The following is a 24,000-nucleotide window of genomic DNA, read 5'->3' on the forward strand; positions in this document are numbered from 1 at the left end:
AGAATGTATAAGATTTTAGTTGTTGATGACTCTGCACTCATGAGAAGGATTATCTGTGATATTATTAACGCAGATAGTGATTTTCGTGTAATAGACGTCAGTGCAGACGGCGAAGATGCTTACAACAAAATAAAGAAAAATCCATATGATTTGATAGTACTTGATATGGTCCTTCCTAAACTAACTGGTTTAGAATTGTTAGATAGATTGCACAATGAGAGAGCAATTTATAATGCAGTGCTAATTAGTTCATCACTTAAGGAAGATGCCGACAGTACAATGAAAGCCATGGATTTAGGCGCTTTGGATTTCGTTGTCAAACCTATTCGCTCTAGTGGCGAGACTAGGGACATATTCGGAAAACAGCTTTTAGAATCTCTTCATAGCGTTATTAAATCAAGAGCTTTCAAACAAGTCGCACCAAGAGCGCAAGCTGGAGTTACGCCTAGGCCAATAGGTGGTAACGCAGCAACAGCTCCTACAGCTAGAACCACTTCGGAACGTATGGCTGGGATTAGTAGTAGGATGGCAGATGTGAAACAAAGAATAGGTAATGCGCAAACCAATTCTTCTCCAACATCTGAGCGAAAGGTTGAGTCAAGACCGGAACCTAGAACAGAATCTAGAACAGAACCTAGAACAGAATCTAGAACAGAACCTAGAAAAGAGATTAAACCTGAAGCGCTGATGAAAACATCATCAGACAAACCATCTGCTCCGAAAGGCTCAGGAGTAAGGACAAAAAAGTTTATTGCACTTGCTTGCTCCACAGGAGGTCCACAGGCATTACATGAGTTTGTGCCTATGTTACCAGCCAACCTTTCTGTACCGCTAGTATTGGTTCAGCATATGCCGGAGGGCTTTACAGCTTCTCTAGCTGCTCGTCTTAACCAGATTTCAAGTATCAAGGTTAAGGAGGCTGAAGATGGAGAATACTTTTTACCTGGCGTAGTTTACGTCACACCAGGTGGTAAGCACATGAAAATCTGCGAAGACGGAAGTCGTGCAGCCTACTGTCAATTAGATGACAGTCCACCTGTAAACAGCTTGAAACCTTGTGCAGATGTTATGTATCAGTCACTTGCTAAATCAAGCTTTGATGAAATTATTTGTGTAGTGCTTACAGGCATGGGCGCAGATGGTTCAGAAGGTATTAGATACTTGAATCAATATAAAAAGACTTACGTTATATCGCAAGAAGCATCCACATGTGTAGTTTATGGAATGCCGAAGGCTGTGGAACAAGGGGGTCTCTCAAATGAGGTAGTTCCACTTAAATCAGTAGCTAATTCAATAGTAAAGAAACTTGGAGGTTAGTAAGTATGGATGTAAGTCAATATTTGGATATCTTTATCGACGAGACAAGTGGTCATATTCAAAGTCTTTCAGACAACATTATGGAGCTTGAAAAAGAGCCAGATAACAAAGATGTTGTTAATGAAATCTTCCGTTCAGCTCACTCTCTAAAGGGTATGGCTGGTACAATGGGATTCAAGCGAATGCAGCATCTTACCCATGATATGGAAAACGTATTCCAAGAAGTAAGAAATGACAATGTTAAGGTCAATTCTTCACTTATTGATATTCTTTTTAAGTGCCTTGATGCGATTGAGGCATATCTTGACACTGTAAAAGCTACTTCTAACGAAGGTACTGAAGAAAACGAAGCTTTAATTAAGCTTTTGAATGATTATCTTACACAGGCTGAAGGTGGAGAAGCACCTGCTGAGGGTGCTCCTGCGGCTGATGCTGCGCCTGCTGAAGGTGCTCCTGCAGCTGATGACTCAGCTGACGGACCTTTGTTTAAGAAGATGAAGCTTGAGCCTGAATTAATTGAAAAATTAAAGGGCGAAAAACAGCTTTATGGCTTTACAATTCACATCAACAAGGAGTGCTTGCTTAAGGCAGCGAGAGCTTTCCTTGTATTTAAAGCTGTAGAAGAGTTTGGTCAGATTATGGCATTTGATCCAAGTTCTTCTGACATCGAAGACGAGAAATTCGATTTTGACTTTTCATTTATTTTATCAACTGAATCAGAGGTAGATCCAATTCTAGAATCAGTTAAGGCTGTTTCTGAGATTGAATCTGTTGAATATGAAATCGTTACACCTGATATTTACGAGAAGAAAGAAGCAGAGCCAGAGCCAGAGCCAGCACCTGCACCAGCAGAGGCAGCAGCACCTGCAGCTCCAGCTCCAGCAGCACCAGCACCTGCACCAGCTGCTAAGCCGGCAGCACCTGCAGCTAAATCTTCAGGCGGCAAGAATCAGCCTGCTAACAAACCTGTTACATCTCGTACAATTCGTGTAGATATTGAAAAGCTTGATGCTTTAATGAATCAGGTATCCGAGCTTATTATTGCAAAGAACTCACTTGCATCTCAGAGTAGTGCATCTGGTGAAATTGATGGACAGACATTACATGAGAATATTGAATACCTTGAGAGAATCACAACAAACCTTCATGAATCAGTTATGAAGGTTCGAATGGTTCCAATTGAATCAGTAGTAGCTAAGTTCCCACGAATGATTCGTGATCTTGACAGAAAGCTTAATAAGCCAATGGAACTTGTTATGACTGGTGAGGATACAGAGCTTGATAGAACTGTTGTTGATCAGCTTGGTGATCCACTTCAGCATTTGCTTCGTAACTCAGCCGACCACGGTATTGAGTCACCTGAAGACAGACGTGCAGCTGGCAAGCCAGAAAAGGGTACTATTTTCCTTAACGCTTTCCAGGAGGGCAATAACGTTATTATCGAAGTTGGTGATGATGGTGGCGGTATAAACACTGACAAGGTTAGAGATAAGGCTGTTGAAAGAGGTCTTGTTACTCCTGAAGAAGCAGAAAATCTTTCTCAGAAGGAAATTATCGACTTCTTATTTATGCCATCATTCTCTATGGCAAAGCAGATTACAGATATTTCTGGTCGAGGCGTAGGTCTTGACGTTGTTAAGAGTAACATCGAAGCTCTCGGTGGTGATGTAACTGTTAAGTCTACAATGGGCGAAGGTTCAACCTTCACAGTTAGACTTCCACTTACACTTGCTATCATTCAGGCACTTATGGTTGAGATTAGAGACGAGAAATATGCTATCGCTCTTGCATCAATTATGAACATTGAAAATATTCCAGTGTCTGAGATTAAGTACGTTGAGTCAAAAGAGGTTATCCACCTTAGAGGACAGGTTATTCCTCTTATTCATCTTGACAAGATTCTTGATTTCGAGCCAAAGGAAAGTACAGAAGACACTATGACAGTAGTTATCTGTAAGAAGGGTGATACACTTGGTGGTATCATTGTAGATAACCTTATTGGTCAGCTTGAAATCGTTATTAAGTCACTTGGAAAGCTTGACAATAACAAGCTCATCAGCGGCGCTACAATCCTTGGTGATGGCGAAATCGCTATGATTCTTGATGTCAATGCTGTTATTTAATAGGAGGTGAGACCATGTCAGATTTAGCTATGTATGATGTAGTTGAAAAAGTTAAGGTGCAATACATTGTAGTAAAGATAGGTGGCGAACATTATGGTATCGACATTTCCTATATTGATAACATTGTTCGTATGAGTAAGATTACTCGCGTGCCTAAGGCTCCTTCATATTATCGAGGAGTTATCAACCTTCGTGGTGAGGTTGTTCCTGTAATGAGTCTTCGTAGAAGAATGAATCTTGATGATGATGAGTTTACAGATGCATCACGTATCATCATTCTTAAGCTTGATGGTGGCGGATTGATGGGAGTTATTGTTGATGAAGTAAAAGAAGTATTGTCATTATCAGAGGATGATATTGAGGCACCTTCATCTACACTTAAGAGCAAAAATTCATTTATCTGTGGTGTAGGAAAAAATGGTGATGAGCTTATTTCTATCTTTGAGATTGGCTCGATTATCGGAGAGAACGACGCTTCTTAAAGGGAGGTTTTTATGCTCACACTTGACGAGGTTAACTCTAAATATTTTGATGTTCTCAAGGAAATAGGTAATATTGGCGCTGGCAATGCAACAACTGCCATCGCCAATATGCTTGGCCTTAGGATTGATATGAGCGTTCCTGAGGTCGCCTTTTTACCGGTTGAGGAATTAGGCTCTGCTATCGGCGCAGAAGATGAAATCATTGTTGGTATTCTTCTGGGGGTAGAAGAGGATATAGATGGTTCCATGATGTTTTTGATGGACATGGCTAGTGCACATCATATTGTAAATAAGCTTATGATGCGTGATGACAGCTATAGCGAACCATTTGACGAGATGGATTTATCGGCCATAAAAGAAGTTGGTAATATTATTGCTGGCTCTTATCTGTCCGCTTTATCTGGACTTACAAATCTTACGATTGTCCCATCTGTTCCTTTTGTAGCTGTTGATATGGCAGCTGCAATCCTTTCAGTTCCAGCTGTACAGTTTGGAATTTTTGGTGACAATGCGTTGATGATTAATACAGAGTTTTCTGATGATTTAGGAATTAGTGGACACTTTATTCTTATGCCAGAAGAAGATTCATATGCGAAGATATTAACGGCGCTTGGTGTACCAATTTAAGGAGTGTGGATTTATGGGGCAGATGATTAAAGTTGGTATGGCCGATATAAAGATATGCAAGGCTCCTGACAACTTGACCACCATTGGGTTGGGCTCGTGTATTGGAATTGCACTATATGATCCAGGTACCAAAATCACGGGATTGGCTCATATAATGCTACCTGATAGTACAGCTATCAGAAACAATTCTAATATTGCAAAGTTTGCAGATACCGGCATTCAAAAGCTTTATGATGATATGATTAAAGCTGGAGCAAGCAAGACACGTCTTGTTGCTAAGATTGCCGGTGGAGCTAAAATGTTCGAGATGCCTGGCGCTTCGGCTGCAGGTATAAATGTAGGCCAAAGAAATGCGGAGGCTTCTCGAGCAAAATTGAAACAGCTTGGGGTAAGGCTGGTTTCAGAGGATTGTGGTCTTAATTATGGTCGTACTGTAGAAATATATAGTGAAACTGGTGAATACTATATAAAATCAGTTGGCAAACCGCTCAAGATTATTTAAAATGTATGTAAGAGGTCAAAAAGCATGAATACTAAACCCGTACCTGTAATAATTACATTATCGGCAGCACTGTTATCATGCGTCGTATCAATTATTCAGAGGGTAGAGTTTTCTGTATTTGTCAGCCGCTTACTTGTTGTAGTATTGATTTTTTTGGTGATGGGAACCATCATCAAAATGATATTAGATTATTCTTTTAAAACTCTGGAACCAGCTGTTCCTCTTGATGAGGAAATGGATTCAGTTGTTCCAGAAGGACAAGGCTTGGAAGAGTCGCAGGAAAATGTGACTACAGCCGATGAATATTCAGAAGAATCAGAGGAAGGCTAAATATATCTGATTACTACTTTAAGGGGGCATAAATGAAGGCAGGTGACAGAGAAAAGCTTTGGGACAAGTATAAGGTTAATCCTTCTCCTGAGCTTAGAGAACAATTAATTCTTGAATATGCGCCACTTGTAAAGATAGTTGCTGGACGTCTTTGTATGTATCTTGGTAACACAGTTGAGTACGAAGATTTATGCAGCTATGGAATTTTTGGTCTTATTGATGCGATAGACAAGTTTGATTTAGCAAAGGATGTTAAATTCGAAACTTATGCAAGTCTACGTATCAGAGGCTCTATTTTAGACCAGATTAGAAAGATGGACTGGATTCCTCGTACTATTAGACAGAGACAGAGGATGATTGATGATGCCATCAAAACAGTGGAAGCTCGCACCGGGCACAGTGCCTCTGACGAGGAAATCGCATCTGAGTTAAACATTTCTTCTGATGAATTTTTAAAATGGCAATCGCAGCTTAATGTTACAAATGTTGTATCATTAAACGAGTTCGTAGAAGCAGGAAATGAGCCTGTTATGGAGGCTGAAAACAATTCACATTTCATTCAGCCAGAGGATAATATTTCTAAGCAGGAGCTTTCTGCAAAACTAAAAGATGCATTAGATCAACTTACAGAAAAAGAAAAACAAGTTGTCCTTTTATACTACTATGAAGATATGACACTTAAAGAAATAAGTGCAGCGCTGGAAGTATCAGAGTCACGAGTATCTCAGCTTCACACCAAAGCACTACAAAAGATGAGAGGATCACTTGGTGAATATATGGGAATTCTAACTCAATAAAGATTTGGTAATATTTTAATTGTATGGTATTCCATTAGGGAGGGAATGTTATGTCAATTAGTCCAATTAATTTTAACGGGATGATTCAAAATACCAATGAAATTAGCCATACAAAGGCTAATGAAGACCAAAAGCCCATGCTTCAACAGGAAGCGCTTACCAGCGCTGTTGAGAAGCATCAAGAGCAGCAGGCACATCAGGTAAATGACACCTATAATGCCAAGCATGCTGAGAACAATCTTGATAGAGAGGGCAATGGTAAAGGGTATGAAGGCAATAAAAAACGTAAACCTCCTAAAGAAAAAAAAGGTCAGCAGTTGGAAGGTGACGGTTCAGTAAAAGAAAAACCACAACCATCTTTCGATATGCGAGTTTAACAAGGGGGACTAGAATGACAGTACTAGAAATAGCGCTCCTAATCATTGGCTTAGCCTTTTGTATTGGGAGTTTTTTTGTGTCTGAAAGACTTTCACAAAAGGACAGAGAGAATCTTCAAAAGCTAACCAAGGAGCAAATCGAAGAAATAATAAAAGACAAGATGGCAGACGCCAAGGTGGAAATGGAAGACAAGCTTTCTGGCACAATCGATGAAGCAATGGAAGAGCTAGACAGAAAGACAGACAAGGAAACCAATGAAAAAATCATGCAGATTTCCGAGTATTCCGACACTGTACTTGAATCCGTTGACAAGTCACATAAGGAAATCACCTTCATGTATTCCATGCTCAACGAAAAGCAGCAGGATACACTTGATATGACAAAGCAACTCACCGAAATCGAGGACACCCTCACAGCCTTAAATTCATCTATCGCCAAGAAAATGGATTTGCTGCGAGATAAAGAAATAGAAATAGATGCTGAACGAGCCAAACTCGAAGAGGAAAAAGCAAAGCTAGCTGAAGCACCTGCTCCTGAGCCTGTCTCTTTCACAGAGGCTCTTGCAGAAAAGTTTGCTGATGAGACACCAAAGAACAGTCAAAACGACAACATGGAAATCCTCACACTTCACGATGAAGGTCTTACAGAGGTTGAGATTGCCAAAAAGCTTGGCCGAGGTTTAGGCGAAGTTAAATTTGTCCTTGGATTATATCAGGAGGGCAAATAAATGAGACTAAAATACTACCTTAGAGGAATAGGCGTAGGAATCCTTTTTGCCACCTTACTTCTTGCCATCAGTTTTCACTTTGGCAAAGATAATCTAGGTAAAAGAGACCTTACCGAACAGGAAATCATTGCAAGGGCTGAAGCCCTTGGTATGGTAATGCCAGAAGATACTGAGGAAGACGACACATCTGAAGAAGAGACCGATGCTTCCGAAGAACCTACCGAATCACAGGATGAATCTGAAGATGAAGCCGCTGAATCAGAAGTTACTGGCGAAGTTGCCGAAGTTCTTGAGAGTGACGAAGCCAAGGAAGTTGAAGCAAATGACGACTCTGACGAAACCACCGTAACCTACATTCCGTTCTCAGTTCACGGTGGCGAATCATCCGATACAGTAGCTTACCACCTGTATCGTGCAGGCCTCGTCGACTCGTCTGAATCCTTCAACAAATACATGAACAGCATAAAAGTAGACGACCGCATCCAGGCGGGAACCTTCTATATTAAAGAAGGCAGCACCTACGATGACATCGTAGCTCTTCTCGTTAACAAAGATGCCCGCACCACAACACCGCCTACCGAATAAACAGCCCCTCATAGGGCTGTTTTCTATTGCCCCGGCCCACTTAATTTATAAGGCCCCACCGGCCCCGTCGGCTGCTCTGCCTGGGTGCCAAGGTTGCAATTTTGCGAATATTATAGTTTTACAATATGCAAAAAGCGAGCATCACACATGTGTCTTTTGAAGAATGAACCATTTTGAAATATGTTTTACAGCTGGCGGACACCGAATTTTTTCTGTACTTCTTAGACTAAAGGGGACTTGGTTTCATACTCCGTTCGCTAAGTAAAATCACAAAGCAGTTTTTGCATATATAGCCACCGTGCTCCATGCGACGTCGTGTCGCTTACGCACTTGCGCTGCCATCCGTGGCAGCGCATGCCTATATATTGCAAAAACTGCTTTTATTTTACTAAGCTTACTACAAAATCAACCAAGTCCCCTTTAGTCTAAGAAGTACAATTAATCTAGTAAGTGTGTCCGCCAACTGAAAACGTTATTTCAAAATTGTACAGACTTACAAAAGACACATGTTAATAAGGATGCGAGACTTTGCATATATGTAAAACATAATATTCTTGCAATGCAACCTTGGCACCCAGGCAGAGCAGCCGACGGGGCCGGTGGGGCAAAGTCAGGTGTGCGGGCCGGGGCAAATGTTGGAGTAGTGGGTGAGGGGCTGTTTTATTTTATAGTTGCATGTTGCGGGAATTTATGGTAAATTTTAAGAGCTGTTGAAAATACACGTGTGAGGACTGACATTGGTTCCTAACCTATCGTAGGCGGGGTGTTTGTCAGGGAGAATCACGCGGAAGAACAAACCAGGAGGTATTAAAATGAGTGTTATTTCAATGAAGCAGTTACTTGAGGCAGGTGTTCACTTTGGACATCAGACACGTAGATGGAACCCTAAGATGGCTCCTTACATCTACACAGAGCGTAATGGTATCCACATTATCGACCTTCAGAAGTCTGTAGGTATGGTAGACGATGCTTACGATGTTATCTTTGACATCGCACAGCAGGGTGGTAACATCCTTTTCGTAGGTACAAAGAAGCAGGCTCAGGATGCTATCGCTACAGAGGCAGAGCGTTGCGGAATGTTCTATGTAAACGAGAGATGGCTTGGTGGTATGCTCACAAACTTTAAGACAGTTCAGACAAGAATCAACCGTCTTAAGGAAATCGAGAAGATGGAAGCTGATGGTACATTCGATCTTCTTCCAAAGAAGGAAGTTACAGGCCTTAAGAAAGAGCAGGAGAAGCTTACAAAGGTACTTGGCGGTATCAAGGAAATGAAGCGTATTCCTGATGCTATTTTTGTTATTGATCCTAAGAAGGAGCATATCTGTATCCAGGAAGCACACGCACTTGGTATTCCACTTGTTGGTGTTTGTGATACAAACTGTGATCCAGATGAGCTTGATTATGTAATCCCTGGTAACGATGATGCTATCCGTGCAGTTAAGCTTATCGTTGCAAAGATGGCAGATGCTGTTATCGAGGCAAAGCAGGGTGAAATGAATGAGGTTGCTGAGGAGTCAGCAGCTGCAGAAGCAGAACAGGAGGCATAAGATTATGGCAGCTATTACAGCAGCAATGGTAAAGGACCTTCGCGAGCAGTCTGGCGCAGGTATGATGGATTGTAAGAAGGCACTCGCAGAGTGCGATGGAGATATGGATGCAGCTTTCGAGCTTCTTCGTAAGAATGGTGCAGCTAAGGCTGAAAAGAAGGCATCTCGTATCGCAGCAGAGGGTATCTGCAAGGTTGTAGTTGATGGCAATACAGCAGTTGTTCTTGAGGTTAACTCAGAGACTGACTTCGTTGCTAAGAACGAGAAGTTCCAGACTTACGTAGAGAAGGTAGCTAACCAGATTCTTAAGTCTGATGTTAAGACAATCGATGAGTTATTAGCTCAGCCATGGGCAGAGGATTCATCTAAGACAGTTAATGATGTACACGTAGAAATGGTTGCTACAATCGGTGAGAAGCTTTCTCTTCGTCGTTTTGAGAAGGTTACATCTGATGGTTTCGTAGTATCATACACACACGGTGGCGGACGTATCGGCGTTATCGTTGATATGGCTGGCGCAGAGAGCGATGCAGCTAAGGAAGCAGCTACAAATCTTGCTATGCAGATTGCAGCTCTTAATCCTAAGTATGTTAGCCGTGATGAAGTATCAGCTGATTACATCGCACATGAGAAGGAAATCCTTCTTGCTCAGATCATGAACGATCCTAAGGAGTCACAGAAGCCTGAGAAGGTTATCAATGGCATGATCGAAGGTCGTGTATCTAAGGAGCTTAAGGAGATCTGCTTACTTGATCAGGTTTATGTTAAGGCTGAGGATGGAAAGCAGTCAGTTGCTAAGTACTTAGAGCAGGTTTCTAAGGAAACAGGTTCAGAGCTTTCAGTTAAGAGATTCGTTCGTTTTGAGACTGGTGAAGGTCTTGAGAAGAAGAACGAGGATTTCGCAGCTGAGGTTGCTGCTCAGCTTTAATTAAGAGCAGAGCTTAAATGTCGGCGACTTACCCGCGTAGGTGAATTATAATGTCGGCGACTTACCCGCGTAGGTAAATTATTCAGTATTCTAAAGGGTCTACATTTTGTAGGCCCTTTATTTTTTTGCCCTTTATCTTGTAATTCTGATGTGATAAAATATATAAGAATTCGTATTTGGGGAGGATATATTGTGGAAGGTTCAAACGAAGGACTTGAGAGACAGAGAGCTAAGCGTAAGCGTGTAGCCAGAATGAAGAAATTCATTGTTACTACGGTTTTAGCATTTATGTTAATCACTATCACTGTTATGGGATTTTTGGTTTATGAAGTATTCTCATTGCAGAGACAGATTAATGCATTATCAAAGCAAATCTATACGGCTACAGATGTTGCAGATAATGTTGAAATGATAGACGATAGCTATTTGGACGGGGTCTACAAGGTAGAGGATATCGATAATGAGGCACAGGAGGGAGATATACCAAAGGTTTATTTGACTTTTGATGATGGCCCTAGCGATAACACTGATGCGATTTTAGATATCTTGGATGATTACAATGTTAAAGCTACTTTCTTTGTGGTAGGTGATGGTAAGGAAGACTATGCTGAACAGTACAAGCGCATAGTTGACGAAGGCCACACTATAGGTATGCATTCTTATAGTCATGCCTATAAGGATATTTATAGTTCAGAAGAGGCGTTTATCACGGACTATAATAAAATCCACGAAATGATTTTGGATTATACTGGGGTTGATTCAAAACTATACCGATTTCCAGGCGGAAGCTCTACAAATGTTGGCAAAGTTGGAAAGTCAGTATTCATAAATTATCTTAATGAGCAGGGCGTGCAATACTATGATTGGAATGTAGTTTCTGGGGACGCTACATCTCAGGCATACACATCTGAACAGCTTATTGATAATGTTATGACGGATGTGGTAAAATACAAGACGTCTGTAGTATTATTACACGATGCTTCTGATAAAGGAGCAACAGTTGAGGCCTTACCAGGCCTTATTGAGGCGCTTCAAGCACAAGGAGCGATGATATTACCTATTACGGATGAAACAACAGTTATACACCATGTGAATGTTGTTCAATAAATAAACTGGAGGAATAATGATGGGCTTTTTTAAGGATTTTAAAGAGGATTTTAATGACGCTTTAGATGAAATGGCTGGGGTTGAAGAGACTCCTACTGAAGAGGTTATGGTTAACACTCTTGACGGAGATATTGATGTTGAGTCAGAACTTAATAAGCTTGATGGCTTATTAGAGCAGGTTACTAAGAAAGTTGACACTCCTGCTGAGCCTAAGGTGGAGGCACCAGCAGCTGCTGCTGTAGAGCAGAAAGTAGAAAAGAAATCATTCTTTGAGACACAAAAAGAAACAAAAATGGAGGCACCAAAGACAATGGATGTTATGGGAAATGTTGCTGAGGCTAGCAGAACACAGGCAGCTTCAGATGAGAACGCAGTAATTACTGCTGGAATGAAGGTTACAGGTAATATTGAATCTATCGGTTCAGTTGAGGTACAGGGTGAAATCATTGGTGATGTAGCTTGTAACGGAAAGCTTGTTGTAACTGGAAAGGTTAACGGTAATTCACAGTCTTCTGAATTCTTTGCAGATGCTGCTAAGATTGAAGGAGAGGTTGTTACATCTGGAACAGCTAAGGTTGGCGTTGGTTCAGTAATCATTGGTAACATCACAGCTACATCAGCTGTAATCGCTGGTGCTGTAAAGGGTGATATCGATGTTAATGGTCCTGTAGTTGTAGATACATCTGCAGTTGTTATGGGAAATATCAAGTCTCGTTCAGTACAGATTAACAATGGTGCTGTTATCGAAGGTTTCTGCTCACAGAGCTATGCAGACGTAGATGTTAACAGCGTATTTAATATTTAATAAAAAGGATTACTAAAGAATGAAGAGAGTATTACTTAAGCTTAGTGGAGAAGCACTATCAGGGGATAAGGGTTTTGGTTTTGACGAGAGCACTTGTATGATGGTGGCTAAACAGGTTAAACAGCTTGTTGATGATGGAGTTCAGGTTGGCGTTGTTATTGGTGGTGGCAATTTCTGGAGAGGTCGTTCTTCAGAGAATATCGACCGTACAAAGGCTGACCAGATTGGAATGTTAGCTACAGTAATGAATTGTATCTATGTTTCTGAGATTTTCAGAACAGCAGGTATGAAGACATCTGTTCTTACTCCATTTGAGTGTGGCAACTGTTCAAAGCTTTATTCAAAAGACAGAGCAAACAAATACTTCGCTAGAGGCATGGTTGTATTCTTTGCCGGCGGAACAGGTCATCCATATTTTTCAACAGATACAGCAACAGTATTACGTGCAGTAGAAATCGAAGCTGATGTAATTTTACTTGCTAAATCTATTGATGGTGTTTATGATAGCGACCCAGGCAAGAATCCTGACGCTAAGAGATATGACGAAGTTAGTATCGAAGAAGTTATCGCTAAGAAGCTTCAAGTAGTAGATATGACAGCTTCTGTTATTGCTATGGAGCAGAAAATACCTATGTATGTATTCTCTCTTAATGAAGAGAATTCTATAGTAAAAGCTATATCTGGCAAATTTAATGGTACAGTAGTTACTGTATAAGGAGGATTAATGGATAATATACTTTCAATCTATGAAGAAAAAATGACAAAGAGCTATAATAATCTTGAGAGCGAATTTGCTACAATCCGTGCAGGAAGAGCTAATCCACATATCTTAGATAAGATTACAGTTGATTATTACGGAGCACCAACTCCACTTCAGCAGGTAGCAAATATTTCAGTTCCAGAGCCTAGATTGATTCAGATTCAGCCTTGGGAGCCTTCTCTTGTTAAGGAAATCGAAAAGGCTATTAACATGTCTGATATAGGTATTAATCCTACAAACGATGGCAAGCTTATTCGTCTTGTATTTCCTGAGCTTACAGAAGAGCGTCGTAAGGAAATCGCAAAGGATGTTAAGAAGCACGGCGAAGAAGCTAAGGTAGCTATTAGAAATATCAGAAGAGATGCGATTGATTCATTAAAGAAGCACTCTAAGGACGAGGGTGTATCTGAGGATGAGATAAAAGACCTCGAAGATAAGTGCCAAAAGATGACAGATAAATTCGTCGCAGAGGTAGATAAGGCTGTTGAGGCTAAGACAAAAGAGATTATGACTGTATAATTTTAATCTTTTTAAGGGCACATAACTTGTGCCCTTTTTCATATATGAAGGAATCATTTTCGTGGATTCCTTAGAAGCAAGGAGGCTATATGAACGTACCTGAGCATATTGCTATTATTTTAGATGGAAATGGCAGATGGGCCAAATCTAAAGGAATGCCTCGTACATATGGACATACTGTTGGTGCAAAAAATGTTGAGACTATTTGTCGTGCAGCCAATGAGTTAGGTGTAAAGTATGTCACTATGTATGCGTTTTCCACAGAAAACTGGTCTAGACCTGCAGATGAAGTTAAGGCTTTGATGAAGCTTTTAGGGGAATACATTAAGACATGTATGAAGACTGCTAAAAAAGATAATCTTAAGGTTAGATTTATCGGAGATTTATCAAAGCTTGATGATAAGCTGAGAAAGGCTATTGATGAGCTTACAGAATACTCATCACAATTTACTGGACTTACACTCACTATCGCAATTAATTACGGTAGTCGCGATGAAATGACTAGAGCAGTCAAAAAGGTTGCTGAGGATGTTAAGGATGGTAATCTTGAAGTTGATAGTATTGATGAAGCATTATTCTCAAGCTATCTTGATACAAAGGACATACCAGATCCTGATTTTATGATTAGGACATCTGGTGAGCAGAGATTATCAAACTATTTATTGTGGCAGCTTGCTTATGCCGAGTTTTACTTCACACCAGTTCCTTGGCCAGAATTCACTCCTGAGGAATTGAAAAAAGCTGTAGAAGAGTATGATAAGAGAAACCGCCGTTTTGGTGGAATTTAGAAAGGTTTTATTATGTTTATTACTAGATTAGTAAGTGGAATAATACTTGTTGCCCTTTCGTTATTATTCATAATCACAGGTGGAGATTTGCTTTTAGCAGTGATGCTTGTGCTTTCCCTTATTGGAATGTATGAATTATACAAAGTGTTTAACGTAGAGAAAAAGATGCCAGGTATTTTAGGATATTTAGGCTGCATTGCCTATTACTTGGATTTAAAATTCAAGTTCTGTCAGGATAATATGGCTATTCTTCTTGCTTTCTTAATCCTGTTACTTACAGTATTTGTATTTGGCTATCCAAAGTATCACAGTCATCAGATTATGGCTACATTTTTCGGATTGTTTTACGTTGGTGTAATGCTTGCATTTCTTTATCAGACTAGAATGCTTGAAGGCGGCCAGTTTATAGTATGGCTAATTTTCCTTTGTTCATGGGGATGCGACACAGCAGCATATTGTGTAGGTGTTCTCTTCGGAAAGCATAAGATGGCACCTATTCTTTCTCCTAAGAAATCTATCGAAGGGGCAGTAGGCGGTGTTGTTGGAGCGATGCTTCTCACAGGATTATACTGTGTTGTTATTTCAAAAGCATTCCATATGGATGATTTTGTTATACTTCCACTTGTTCTTATTTCAGGCGTGGGGGCCCTTATTTCTATGGTGGGTGATTTGGCTGCATCAGCAATCAAGCGTAATTTTGAAATCAAAGATTACGGTAAGCTTATTCCTGGACATGGTGGAGTACTAGACAGATTTGATAGCGTGATTATTACTGCACCAATCATTTACTTTTTAGCTTATTATTTTTATGTTTAATTGAGGTTTATTATGGCACAGAGATTATCTATTCTTGGTTCCACAGGTTCAATCGGAACACAGACACTTGATATTGTTTCTCAGAATCCTGATGATTTACAGGTTGTTGCAATGTCATGTGGTAGAAATATAGATTTATTTGAAAAGCAGGTAAGAAAATATAAGCCTAGTCTTGTTTCGGTAGGTACTGCTGAGTTAGCTTCAGATTTAAGGACTAGACTTGGTGACATGGATATTACTATTAGCTATGGTATGGAAGGTCTTATTGCTGTAGCTACATACGATAAGGCAGATACAGTTGTTACTGCTGTAGTTGGAATGATTGGTGTTCAGCCTACAATCGCTGCAATCAATGCTGGTAAGACAATTGCCCTAGCAAATAAGGAGACACTTGTTACTGCTGGGCACATCATTATGCCTTTAGCTAAAGAAAAGGGTGTATCTATTCTTCCAGTAGATAGCGAGCATAGTGCGATTTTTCAGTCACTTAATGGAGAACGTCACAACAAGATTTCCAAGATTCTTCTTACAGCTTCTGGTGGTCCATTTAGAGGCAAAACTCTTGAGGACCTTGAAAATGTTAAGCTTGAAGATGCCCTCAAGCATCCTAACTGGTCTATGGGAGCTAAAATTACAATCGATTCAGCTACAATGATAAATAAAGGCCTTGAGGTTATGGAGGCTAAGTGGTTATTTGATGTAAATCTTAACCAGGTTGAGGTTGTTGTGCATCCACAGAGCATCTTGCATTCAGCTGTTGAATTTATGGATGGAGCAGTTATAGGTCAAATGGGAACACCAGATATGCGTCTTCCAATTCTTTACGCTTTATTCTATCCAAATCGTAAGACTCTTTATGCAGAGCCTCTTGATTTATTTAAGGTTGGTACACTCACATTTGAGAAGCCTGATTTAGAGACATTCTATGGTCTTTCACTTGCTTATGATGCAATGGATGCAGGCGGAAATGTGCCTACAGTATTTAATGCTGCAAATGAACGAGCAGTTGCTAAGTTCTTAAAGAATAAGATTAAATTCATAGAGATTCCAGAAATTGTATCAGAGGCTATGATTAATGTAGACTTCATTGAAAATCCTACAATAGATCAGGTTCTTGAGACAGAAAAGCTTACCTATGAGTTTATCGAGAGCAGGTGGTAGATTTGAAGATTATTCTTGCTATTTTAATATTCAGCTTTATAATCATTTTTCATGAGCTTGGGCACTTTCTATTTGCAAAAAAATGTGATGTTAAGGTTAATGAATTTACTCTAGGTCTTGGCCCTACAGTATTGTCTTGGGGAAAAGGCGAAACAAAATATTGTTTGAAGCTTCTTCCTTTTGGCGGTTCATGTGTTATGGAAGGTGAAGACGAGGATAGTGATAGCGATAGAGCCTTCAACAAAAAGTCTAAGTGGGAGAGATTCCAAATAGTTTTTGGCGGGCCATTATTCAATTTTATTCTAGCCTTTTTGATGTCTATTGTTTATATCGCATCGGTTGGTGTTAATGACACCACGATCACAGATGTAACAGAGGGTTACGGAGCAGAAGCGGCTGGCCTACAGGCTGGTGATGAAATCATTAGTATCAACGGTTATCGTGTACATTTTTACAACGAAATAAGCATTTATACATTCCTTCATTCTAAGGAAGATAGTTATGATATTGTTTATAAGCGTGATGGCGAAAAGCATAAAACTACCGTAGAGCTTACATACTCAGAAGATAGTGGTAGAAAAATGCTTGGTATATTAAAAACACCTGAGTATAAAAAGCTTTCACCATTTGGCGTTTTAGAATACTCTGGCTACGAAATTAAATACCAGATTTATTCTACTTTAAGCAGTATTAGATTGCTATTTACTAGAGAGATATCTGTTAACGAAATGTCTGGCCCGGTTGGCGTTGTAAATGTTATTTCAGATGTTTATGATCAGGCAGCACCTAGCGGTGTGTTCTATATTTTTGTAAACCTTCTAAATATAGCGATACTATTATCAGCAAACCTTGGTGTGATGAATCTGCTTCCGTTTCCAGCCCTTGATGGCGGACGAATTGTGCTCATTATTTTTGAGGCAATCAGAGGAAAGAAGATGAAGCCAGAGATTGAAAATGGAATCAATCTAGTTGGATTTGGATTGCTTATGCTCTTAATGGTTGTTGTTATGTACAATGATATTGTTAAGTTATTCTAGAGGAGTATATATGAAAACTACAGAAGTTAAAATAGGAAATAGAGTAATCGGTGGAGATAATCCTATTCTTATCCAATCTATGACAAATACAAAGACTCAGGATGTTGCGGCTACAGTGGCACAGATTAAGGCACTTGAAGCAGCTGGCTGCGATATCATCAGATGTGCAGTTCCTGATATGGATGCAGCTAAGGCTTTATCAAAGATTAAAGAACAGATTAACATCCCGCTTGTTGCAGATATACATTTTGATTATAGATTAGCTATCGCAGCTATCGAAAATGGCGCAGATAAGATTCGTATCAACCCTGGTAATATCGGCAGTGAAGATAGAATCAAGGCTGTTGTTGACGCTGCTAAGGCAAAAAATATTCCAATTCGTGTTGGAGTTAACTCAGGTTCATTAGAGAAGAACCTTGTAGAAAAATATGGTGGAGTTACAGCTGAGGGATTGGTTGAATCTGCCCTTGATAAAGTAGCCATTATTGAGCGTCTAGGCTACGATAATCTTGTTATTAGCATTAAGTCATCAGATGTTATGATGTGTGTTAAGGCACACGAGATTATTGCTGACAAGACAACACATCCACTTCATGTTGGTATCACTGAAGCTGGAACAGTAAAGGCTGGTAATATTAAGAGTGCATGTGGTCTTTCTTTGATTTTATCTCAAGGTATTGGTGATACAATTCGTGTTTCTCTTACAGGTGACCCTATTGAGGAAATCAAGACAGCTAAGCTTATTCTTAGAACACTTGGACTTAGAAAGGGCGGAATAGAAGTTGTATCTTGCCCTACTTGTGGTAGAACACAAATCGATTTGATTGGCCTTGCTAATAAGGTTGAGAATCTTGTTGAAGAATTCTCAGATTTAAATATTAAAGTAGCCGTTATGGGCTGCGTAGTTAATGGACCAGGAGAGGCAAAAGAAGCCGATCTTGGTGTGGCTGGCGGAATAGGCGAAGGTCTTCTCATTAAGCATGGCGAAGTTGTTCGTAAAATGCCTGAAGGGGAGTTGTTAGACGCCTTGAGACAGGAACTCATTTCGTGGCCGCGAGGTTAATAACATAGTAGGAAATGTTATTTGATAATTTAGTGAGCTAGTAGTAAACAAGCTCTTTGTGTTCTAAAGCGAATCGTGTTGATGAGCGTAGAACATTAAGGCTTGTTTACGTAACTAGCGGACTTAGGTTCGGAGATAGTGTTTTATGGATCAGATGAGCTTTTATGATGTGTTTCCGAATATGCAGGCTGGCAACGACCTAGAAACAGCACTTAGTGACGCCACAGTAACTAAGGTTAGTACAGGCCGTAGCAAAGATGATATTCGTATATACGTTACTTTTAATACATTGATTCCTAAGCGCCGAATTTGGCACTTGGAAAAATCAATTAAAAGTCAATTTTTTCCAAATAATGGAGTAACTATTCGTATTTTGGAAGACTTTGATTTATCTAGTCAATATACCCCATCAAATTTGTTGCAATCATATAATGATAGTATTTTAGAGGAGCTGGAAAATATTAGTGCTCTTCTTTTTAACATATATAAAAAAGCAGATGTTGATGTTACAGAGGATGGCCATATTAGAATCACTTTGGAGGATACCATTATCGGCCATGAATCTGAGCATGAGCTTGTAGATATTTTGCATTCCATTCTTTGTACAAGATGTCATCAGAATCTCAAGATAGATGTTGAGTATAAAGAGCCTGTAAAAAGTAAATATCTTGCTAACGCAGAGCGCGAAATCGAAGAACGAATCAAATCTATTAATATGCGTACAGCTGCAGCTGAAGAAAAGGCTGAAGAAAAATCTGATGATAAGGAACAGGCGGAGGAAGAGCCAGAGAAGAAGGTTATTAAGCCTCTTACTAAATCAGAAGACCCTGATGTTATCATGGGTAATGAAATCCTTGAAAATGCTCTTCCTATGGAGGATATCAATGGTGAGCAGCTTGGACCAATCATTATACGTGGCCAGATTGTTGCCCTTGAGTTTAGAGAGACAAAGAAGGGTGGCTATTTCGGTACAGGTTCCATGACCGATTTCACAGATTCTATCAATATTAAGTTCTTCTTTAGTGATGCAGACCAGGGACGAGAGCTTGAAAAGGCTCTTAAGGTAGGGGAGTTCTATAAGATTTCAGGTAAGCTAGATGAGGATATGTATTCTAAAGAGCTTACTGTAGGTCGTATCAATTCGATTATGAAGATACGTGACTTCAGAGTAACCAGACAGGATACTGCAGTTGAGAAGCGTGTTGAATTGCACTGTCATACAAAGATGTCGGATTTCGATGGTGTGTCAGATATTACATCTATCATCAGCCGTGCCAAGGCCTGGGGTCATAAGGCTCTTGCTATTACAGACCATGGTGTTGTTCAGGCGTTCTGTGATGCGGATCATATGAAGGGCTTAGGCGACTTTAAGGTTATCTATGGTTGTGAGATTTATCTTGTTGACGATACAAAAGAAATTGTTACAAACGATAGAGGACAATCATTGCGTAGCGAGTTCGTAGTATTTGATATAGAGACTACAGGCTTCAATCCTCGTACCTGCAAAATTATCGAAATTGGTGCCGTTAAGATTGTAAATGGAGAAGTGGTTGATAGATTTTCTGAGTTTGTTAACCCAGAGGTTCCAATTCCATATCGTATAACCGAATTGACTTCTATCAAGGATGAGATGGTAGAAAGCGCGCCAACAATCGATGTTATTCTTCCTAAGTTCATGGAGTTTTGTAAGGGCACCGTTCTTGTTGCACATAATGCCAGCTTTGATACAAGTTTTATTAGATACAACTGTAAGCAGCTTGGTCTTGAGTACGATTATACTCATGTGGATACAATGGAGATGGCTCGTTACTTGCATCCTAATATGGCTAGATTCAATTTGGATGCAGTTTGTAAAGCTGAGAATCTAGTAAATGAGCATCACCATAGAGCTGTAGATGATGCTGAAGTTACATCAAAGATTTTTGAAAAGTTTATTGTTAAGCTTGAGGCAGAAAAAATATTTAACCTTACTGAGCTTAATGCACATAGCAAGCCGGGGCGTGAGCAGATTAAGAAGATGCGAAGCAATCACTGTATCGTACTTGCGAAGAACGATTTGGGTCGTATCAACCTTTACAGACTTGTGTCTGAGTCGCATCTGTATTATTTCTCTAGACATCCTAGAGTTCCTAAGAGCTTGCTTGAGGAATGTCGAGAAGGTCTGATTATTGGTTCTGCCTGTGAAGCTGGAGAGCTTTACAGTGCTATTGTTGATGGTAGAGATGAATCAGAGATTATGCGTATCGCTAATTTCTATGATTATCTTGAAATTCAGCCAGTTGGAAATAATGAGTTCATGATTCGTTCTGAGAAGAGTCAGTATGAACACATTAATTCTGAGAAGGATTTGCAGGAGATTAACAAACAGATTGTTGCTCTTGGCGACGAGTTAAATAAGCCTGTTGTTGCTACCTGCGACGTCCACTTCCTTGATCCTGAGGATGAAGTATATCGAAGAATTATCATGGCAAATAAGGGCTTTGATGATGCGGATCAGCAGGCACCACTTTATCTACATACGACAGATGAAATGCTTGAGGAGTTTGCATATCTTGGACTTGCCAAGGCTCATGAGGTTGTTATCGAAAATACAAATAAAATCGCCGACATGGTGGAACGTATTCATCCAGTTAGACCAGATAAATGTCCACCAGTTATTGAAAACTCAGAGGAAGATTTACGACGTATTTGCGAAACCAGAGCCCATGAGGTTTATGGACCGGAGCTTCCAGAGATAGTATCAGCCCGCCTGGAGCGAGAGCTTAATTCTATCATCGGTAACGGATATTCCGTTATGTATATCATTGCTCAGAAGCTGGTTTGGAAATCAAACGAGGATGGTTATCTAGTTGGTTCCCGTGGTTCCGTAGGTTCATCTTTTGCCGCCACAATGGCCGGAATCACAGAGGTTAATCCACTTCCTCCTCATTATAGATGTCCTAATTGCTTCTATGTAGATTTTGATGGACCAGAGGTTAAAGAGACAATCGATATGGGACTTTCTGGTGTGGATATGCCAGATAAGATTTGTCCTAAATGCGGTAAGCCTCTTGCAAAAGATGGATTTGATATTCCATTCGAAACATTCCTTGGATTTAAGGGTGATAAGGAGCCTGATATCGATCTTAACTTCTCGAACGAATATCAGTCTAAGGCTCATAAATATACAGAAGTTATTTTCGGTGATGGCCAAACCTTTAAAGCGGGAACAGTTTCTACACTTGCTGATAAGAACGCGGTTGGTTACGTTTTAAAATACTTTGATAAGCGTGATATCAGAAAACGTCGTGCTGAAAATGAACGTCTTGCCAAGGGCGTTGAAGGTGTTAAGTCTACTACAGGTCAGCATCCGGGTGGTGTAGTAGTTCTTCCAAATGGAGAAGATATTTATTCATTTACGCCTGTTCAGCATCCAGCTAATAAGGACACTGATATTGTTACCACCCATTTCGATTACCATAAAATCGATGCCAACCTTCTTAAGCTTGATATTTTAGGACACTTGGATCCTACCATGATCAAGCGCCTGGAGGATTTGACTGGAATAGACGCGACCAAGATTCCTCTTGATGATAAGGGGGTTATGTCTTTATTCCAAAGTACTGAAGCCCTTGGAATTACACCAGATGATATTATGGGAACACCACTAGGTACCCTTGGTATCCCTGAGTTTGGTACTGATTTCGCCATGCAGATGCTTGTTGAGGCCAAGCCTCAATACTTTACTGATTTGGTTCGAATCGCCGGTCTAGCCCACGGTACTGATGTATGGCTGGGCAATGCTCAGGATTTGATTTTAAATGGAATTGCCACTATCACCACAGCAATTTGTACTCGTGATGATATCATGGTTTATCTTATTCATAAGGGACTTGATCCTGCTGAATCATTCACAATTATGGAACGTGTTCGTAAGGGTGTTGTAGCCAAAGGTAAGTGTGATGAATGGCCACAATACAAGCAGGATATGCTCGACCATGGTGTGCCAGAGTGGTACATTGGTTCATGCGAAAAGATTAAGTACATGTTCCCTAAGGCTCATGCTGCTGCCTATGTTATGATGGCTTGGCGTGTTGCTTATTGTAAGATAAATTATCCACTTGCGTATTACGCAGCCTTTTTCTCAATCAGAGCAGGTGGTTTTGATTATGAGAAGTGCTGTCTTGGTAAAGCTAGATGTGAGAAAGAGATTAAGTACTACAAGTCTCAGCCGGATTTATCAGCTACTGATAAAGATATTTTGATTGCCCTGCGACTTTGCCAGGAAATGTATGCCCGTGGATTTGAATTTTTACCAATGGACCTATACCAATCTGACTCAAGATACTTTAAAATAGTAGATGGAAAGCTTTTACCTCCATTCAATGTTATTTCAGGAATGGGTGATAAGGCTGCGGAGCAGTTGCAGATTGCCGCTTCTCAGGGTAAGTTCTTATCACAGGATGAAATAAGAGACAGAGGAAAGGTTTCTCAGACAATACTAGATAAAATGATAGAGCTTGGTATAATCAAGGATTTACCAAAATCTAATCAGCTTTCACTATCTGATTTCTTTAATATTTAATTGGGGAGGGCAGTTACATGAAGGTATTAAAAGGTATTATTATTGCAGTTGTGGCTTTGGGGATTATTGCTGGTCTTGCTTACTACAAGTACATCAATACAGTTACATATCTCAACGAGCCAGGCACTAACGGTAACACCATAGGTAATCTTTATGGGAATGGTCTGTTCTGCGAATATGATGGTGTAGTTTATTTCGCGAACCCTAATGATTTCGATAGGATTTACAAAATGAATCCTGACGAAACTGATATTGAAAAGGTTGCAAACGACAGTGTTTACTTTATTAATGCAGATTCTCATTATCTTTATTACAGTCGTAACAACAATAAAGATAATGCCAATTTTGTATTGGATGTTAACACTGAAAGTTTGTGTAGAATGACCAGGAAAAACCGCAAGGTAATAATACTTGACAGTGAAAACTGTAATGCCGCTGCCCTAGCCGGCAATAGAGTTGTCTATTTACGTTATGATCCTGATGAAGCTACCACTTTATATATGGTTTCTACTGATGGCGAGGAGCGTGAGCAGCTTTCTAAGTCTGCAATCGATCCTAGATGTATGGTAGGGGAAAAGCTATATTTTGCTGGAGTTGAAAAGGATCATAATCTTCATAAACTTAATCTAGACACAAAAGATACAGGTTTTGTGTCAGAGGAAAATTTGTGGATGCCTATCATTGATAAAGACACAATGTACTATATTAGCCTTGATGACCATCATCGAGTATACACTAGTACTATGTCTGGGGATAACAAAAAGGGCATCACAGCATTTGGAGCTCAAAGCTACAATATTTCAGGTAACTATTTGTATTATCAATCTCTCAAGGGCAATCCTGAAGGATTGTACCGGGTAGATTTAATAACAGGTGCAGAAGTACTACTAGCGGAAGGTCAGTACAACAACATTAACGTCACCAGCAGGTACGTTTATTTTGCAGATTACTTATCTGGCACCACTTTTCACATAATCAACGGCAGCACAGAGATAGGAGTATTTGATCCGCCAATACTTGAAGTCAAATAGGAG

The 24,000-nt window shown here is 40.0% G+C and carries 23 protein-coding genes; all 23 read left to right on the top strand.

The window, feature by feature from the left end; all coding sequences use genetic code 11:
- The first annotated feature begins 3 nt into the window (after positions 1 to 3).
- Complete coding sequence (cheB, locus tag T498_RS0113030; RefSeq protein ID WP_028236303.1) at positions 4 to 1,317, top strand: chemotaxis-specific protein-glutamate methyltransferase CheB; 1,314 nt, start codon at positions 4 to 6, stop codon at positions 1,315 to 1,317.
- Between the two features lie 5 nt (positions 1,318 to 1,322).
- Positions 1,323 to 3,440 carry a chemotaxis protein CheA gene (locus T498_RS0113035; RefSeq protein WP_028236304.1) on the top strand — a complete coding sequence of 706 codons (2,118 nt, stop codon included), beginning with the start codon at positions 1,323 to 1,325 and terminating at the stop codon, positions 3,438 to 3,440.
- A 14-nt stretch (positions 3,441 to 3,454) separates the two neighbouring features.
- Positions 3,455 to 3,922 (top strand): chemotaxis protein CheW, encoded by a 468-nt coding sequence (locus tag T498_RS0113040; RefSeq protein WP_028236305.1) that lies wholly within the window; start codon positions 3,455 to 3,457, stop codon positions 3,920 to 3,922.
- Between the two features lie 12 nt (positions 3,923 to 3,934).
- On the top strand, positions 3,935 to 4,549 hold the full coding sequence (locus T498_RS0113045; RefSeq protein WP_028236306.1) for a chemotaxis protein CheC: 615 nt from the start codon (positions 3,935 to 3,937) through the stop codon (positions 4,547 to 4,549).
- 13 nt (positions 4,550 to 4,562) lie between these two features.
- Positions 4,563 to 5,051: a chemotaxis protein CheD gene (locus tag T498_RS0113050; protein WP_028236307.1), complete on the top strand. Its 489-nt coding sequence runs from the start codon at positions 4,563 to 4,565 to the stop codon at positions 5,049 to 5,051.
- Positions 5,052 to 5,075: 24 nt separating this feature from the next.
- Positions 5,076 to 5,381, top strand: a complete 306-nt coding sequence (locus T498_RS0113055; RefSeq protein WP_028236308.1) for a hypothetical protein — start codon at positions 5,076 to 5,078, stop codon at positions 5,379 to 5,381.
- A 32-nt stretch (positions 5,382 to 5,413) separates the two neighbouring features.
- Positions 5,414 to 6,178, top strand: coding sequence for a FliA/WhiG family RNA polymerase sigma factor (locus T498_RS0113060; RefSeq protein ID WP_028236309.1), 765 nt, complete (start codon positions 5,414 to 5,416; stop codon positions 6,176 to 6,178).
- Positions 6,179 to 6,228: 50 nt separating this feature from the next.
- Complete coding sequence (locus T498_RS0113065; protein ID WP_028236310.1) at positions 6,229 to 6,555, top strand: hypothetical protein; 327 nt, start codon at positions 6,229 to 6,231, stop codon at positions 6,553 to 6,555.
- A gap of 77 nt (positions 6,556 to 6,632) precedes the next feature.
- Positions 6,633 to 7,283 (top strand): DUF6115 domain-containing protein, encoded by a 651-nt coding sequence (locus T498_RS16385; RefSeq protein ID WP_155951076.1) that lies wholly within the window; start codon positions 6,633 to 6,635, stop codon positions 7,281 to 7,283.
- Entirely contained in the window at positions 7,284 to 7,868 is a 585-nt protein-coding gene (locus T498_RS0113075) for an endolytic transglycosylase MltG (protein ID WP_028236311.1), read from the top strand.
- 812 nt (positions 7,869 to 8,680) lie between these two features.
- Positions 8,681 to 9,418: a 30S ribosomal protein S2 gene (gene rpsB / locus T498_RS0113080; RefSeq protein ID WP_028236312.1), complete on the top strand. Its 738-nt coding sequence runs from the start codon at positions 8,681 to 8,683 to the stop codon at positions 9,416 to 9,418.
- 4 nt (positions 9,419 to 9,422) lie between these two features.
- Positions 9,423 to 10,346, top strand: a complete 924-nt coding sequence (tsf, locus tag T498_RS0113085) for a translation elongation factor Ts (RefSeq protein WP_028236313.1) — start codon at positions 9,423 to 9,425, stop codon at positions 10,344 to 10,346.
- 192 nt (positions 10,347 to 10,538) lie between these two features.
- On the top strand, positions 10,539 to 11,453 hold the full coding sequence (locus tag T498_RS0113090) for a polysaccharide deacetylase family protein (protein ID WP_242839237.1): 915 nt from the start codon (positions 10,539 to 10,541) through the stop codon (positions 11,451 to 11,453).
- Positions 11,454 to 11,472: 19 nt separating this feature from the next.
- A complete protein-coding gene (locus tag T498_RS0113095; protein ID WP_028236315.1) occupies positions 11,473 to 12,258 on the top strand; it encodes a polymer-forming cytoskeletal protein in 786 nt (261 codons plus the stop codon).
- A gap of 19 nt (positions 12,259 to 12,277) precedes the next feature.
- Positions 12,278 to 12,973: a UMP kinase gene (pyrH, locus tag T498_RS0113100; RefSeq protein ID WP_028236316.1), complete on the top strand. Its 696-nt coding sequence runs from the start codon at positions 12,278 to 12,280 to the stop codon at positions 12,971 to 12,973.
- Positions 12,974 to 12,982: 9 nt separating this feature from the next.
- The gene (gene frr / locus T498_RS0113105; RefSeq protein WP_028236317.1) at positions 12,983 to 13,537 is read left to right on the top strand and encodes a ribosome recycling factor; all 555 of its coding nucleotides are present in this window, start codon (positions 12,983 to 12,985) and stop codon (positions 13,535 to 13,537) included.
- A gap of 89 nt (positions 13,538 to 13,626) precedes the next feature.
- Complete coding sequence (locus tag T498_RS0113110; RefSeq protein WP_028236318.1) at positions 13,627 to 14,325, top strand: isoprenyl transferase; 699 nt, start codon at positions 13,627 to 13,629, stop codon at positions 14,323 to 14,325.
- A gap of 12 nt (positions 14,326 to 14,337) precedes the next feature.
- Positions 14,338 to 15,141, top strand: coding sequence for a phosphatidate cytidylyltransferase (locus tag T498_RS0113115; RefSeq protein ID WP_028236319.1), 804 nt, complete (start codon positions 14,338 to 14,340; stop codon positions 15,139 to 15,141).
- Positions 15,142 to 15,153: 12 nt separating this feature from the next.
- Entirely contained in the window at positions 15,154 to 16,302 is a 1,149-nt protein-coding gene (locus T498_RS0113120) for a 1-deoxy-D-xylulose-5-phosphate reductoisomerase (RefSeq protein ID WP_028236320.1), read from the top strand.
- A 2-nt stretch (positions 16,303 to 16,304) separates the two neighbouring features.
- Positions 16,305 to 17,339 (top strand): RIP metalloprotease RseP, encoded by a 1,035-nt coding sequence (rseP, locus tag T498_RS0113125; protein WP_028236321.1) that lies wholly within the window; start codon positions 16,305 to 16,307, stop codon positions 17,337 to 17,339.
- Between the two features lie 10 nt (positions 17,340 to 17,349).
- Complete coding sequence (gene ispG / locus T498_RS0113130) at positions 17,350 to 18,402, top strand: flavodoxin-dependent (E)-4-hydroxy-3-methylbut-2-enyl-diphosphate synthase (RefSeq protein WP_028236322.1); 1,053 nt, start codon at positions 17,350 to 17,352, stop codon at positions 18,400 to 18,402.
- A 145-nt stretch (positions 18,403 to 18,547) separates the two neighbouring features.
- Complete coding sequence (locus T498_RS0113135) at positions 18,548 to 22,966, top strand: PolC-type DNA polymerase III (protein WP_028236323.1); 4,419 nt, start codon at positions 18,548 to 18,550, stop codon at positions 22,964 to 22,966.
- A 17-nt stretch (positions 22,967 to 22,983) separates the two neighbouring features.
- A complete protein-coding gene (locus T498_RS0113140; RefSeq protein ID WP_028236324.1) occupies positions 22,984 to 23,997 on the top strand; it encodes a DUF5050 domain-containing protein in 1,014 nt (337 codons plus the stop codon).
- The last annotated feature ends 3 nt before the right edge of the window (positions 23,998 to 24,000 follow it).

The sequence above is a fragment of the Pseudobutyrivibrio sp. MD2005 genome (assembly GCF_000621865.1).
Taxonomy (GTDB): domain Bacteria; phylum Bacillota; class Clostridia; order Lachnospirales; family Lachnospiraceae; genus Pseudobutyrivibrio.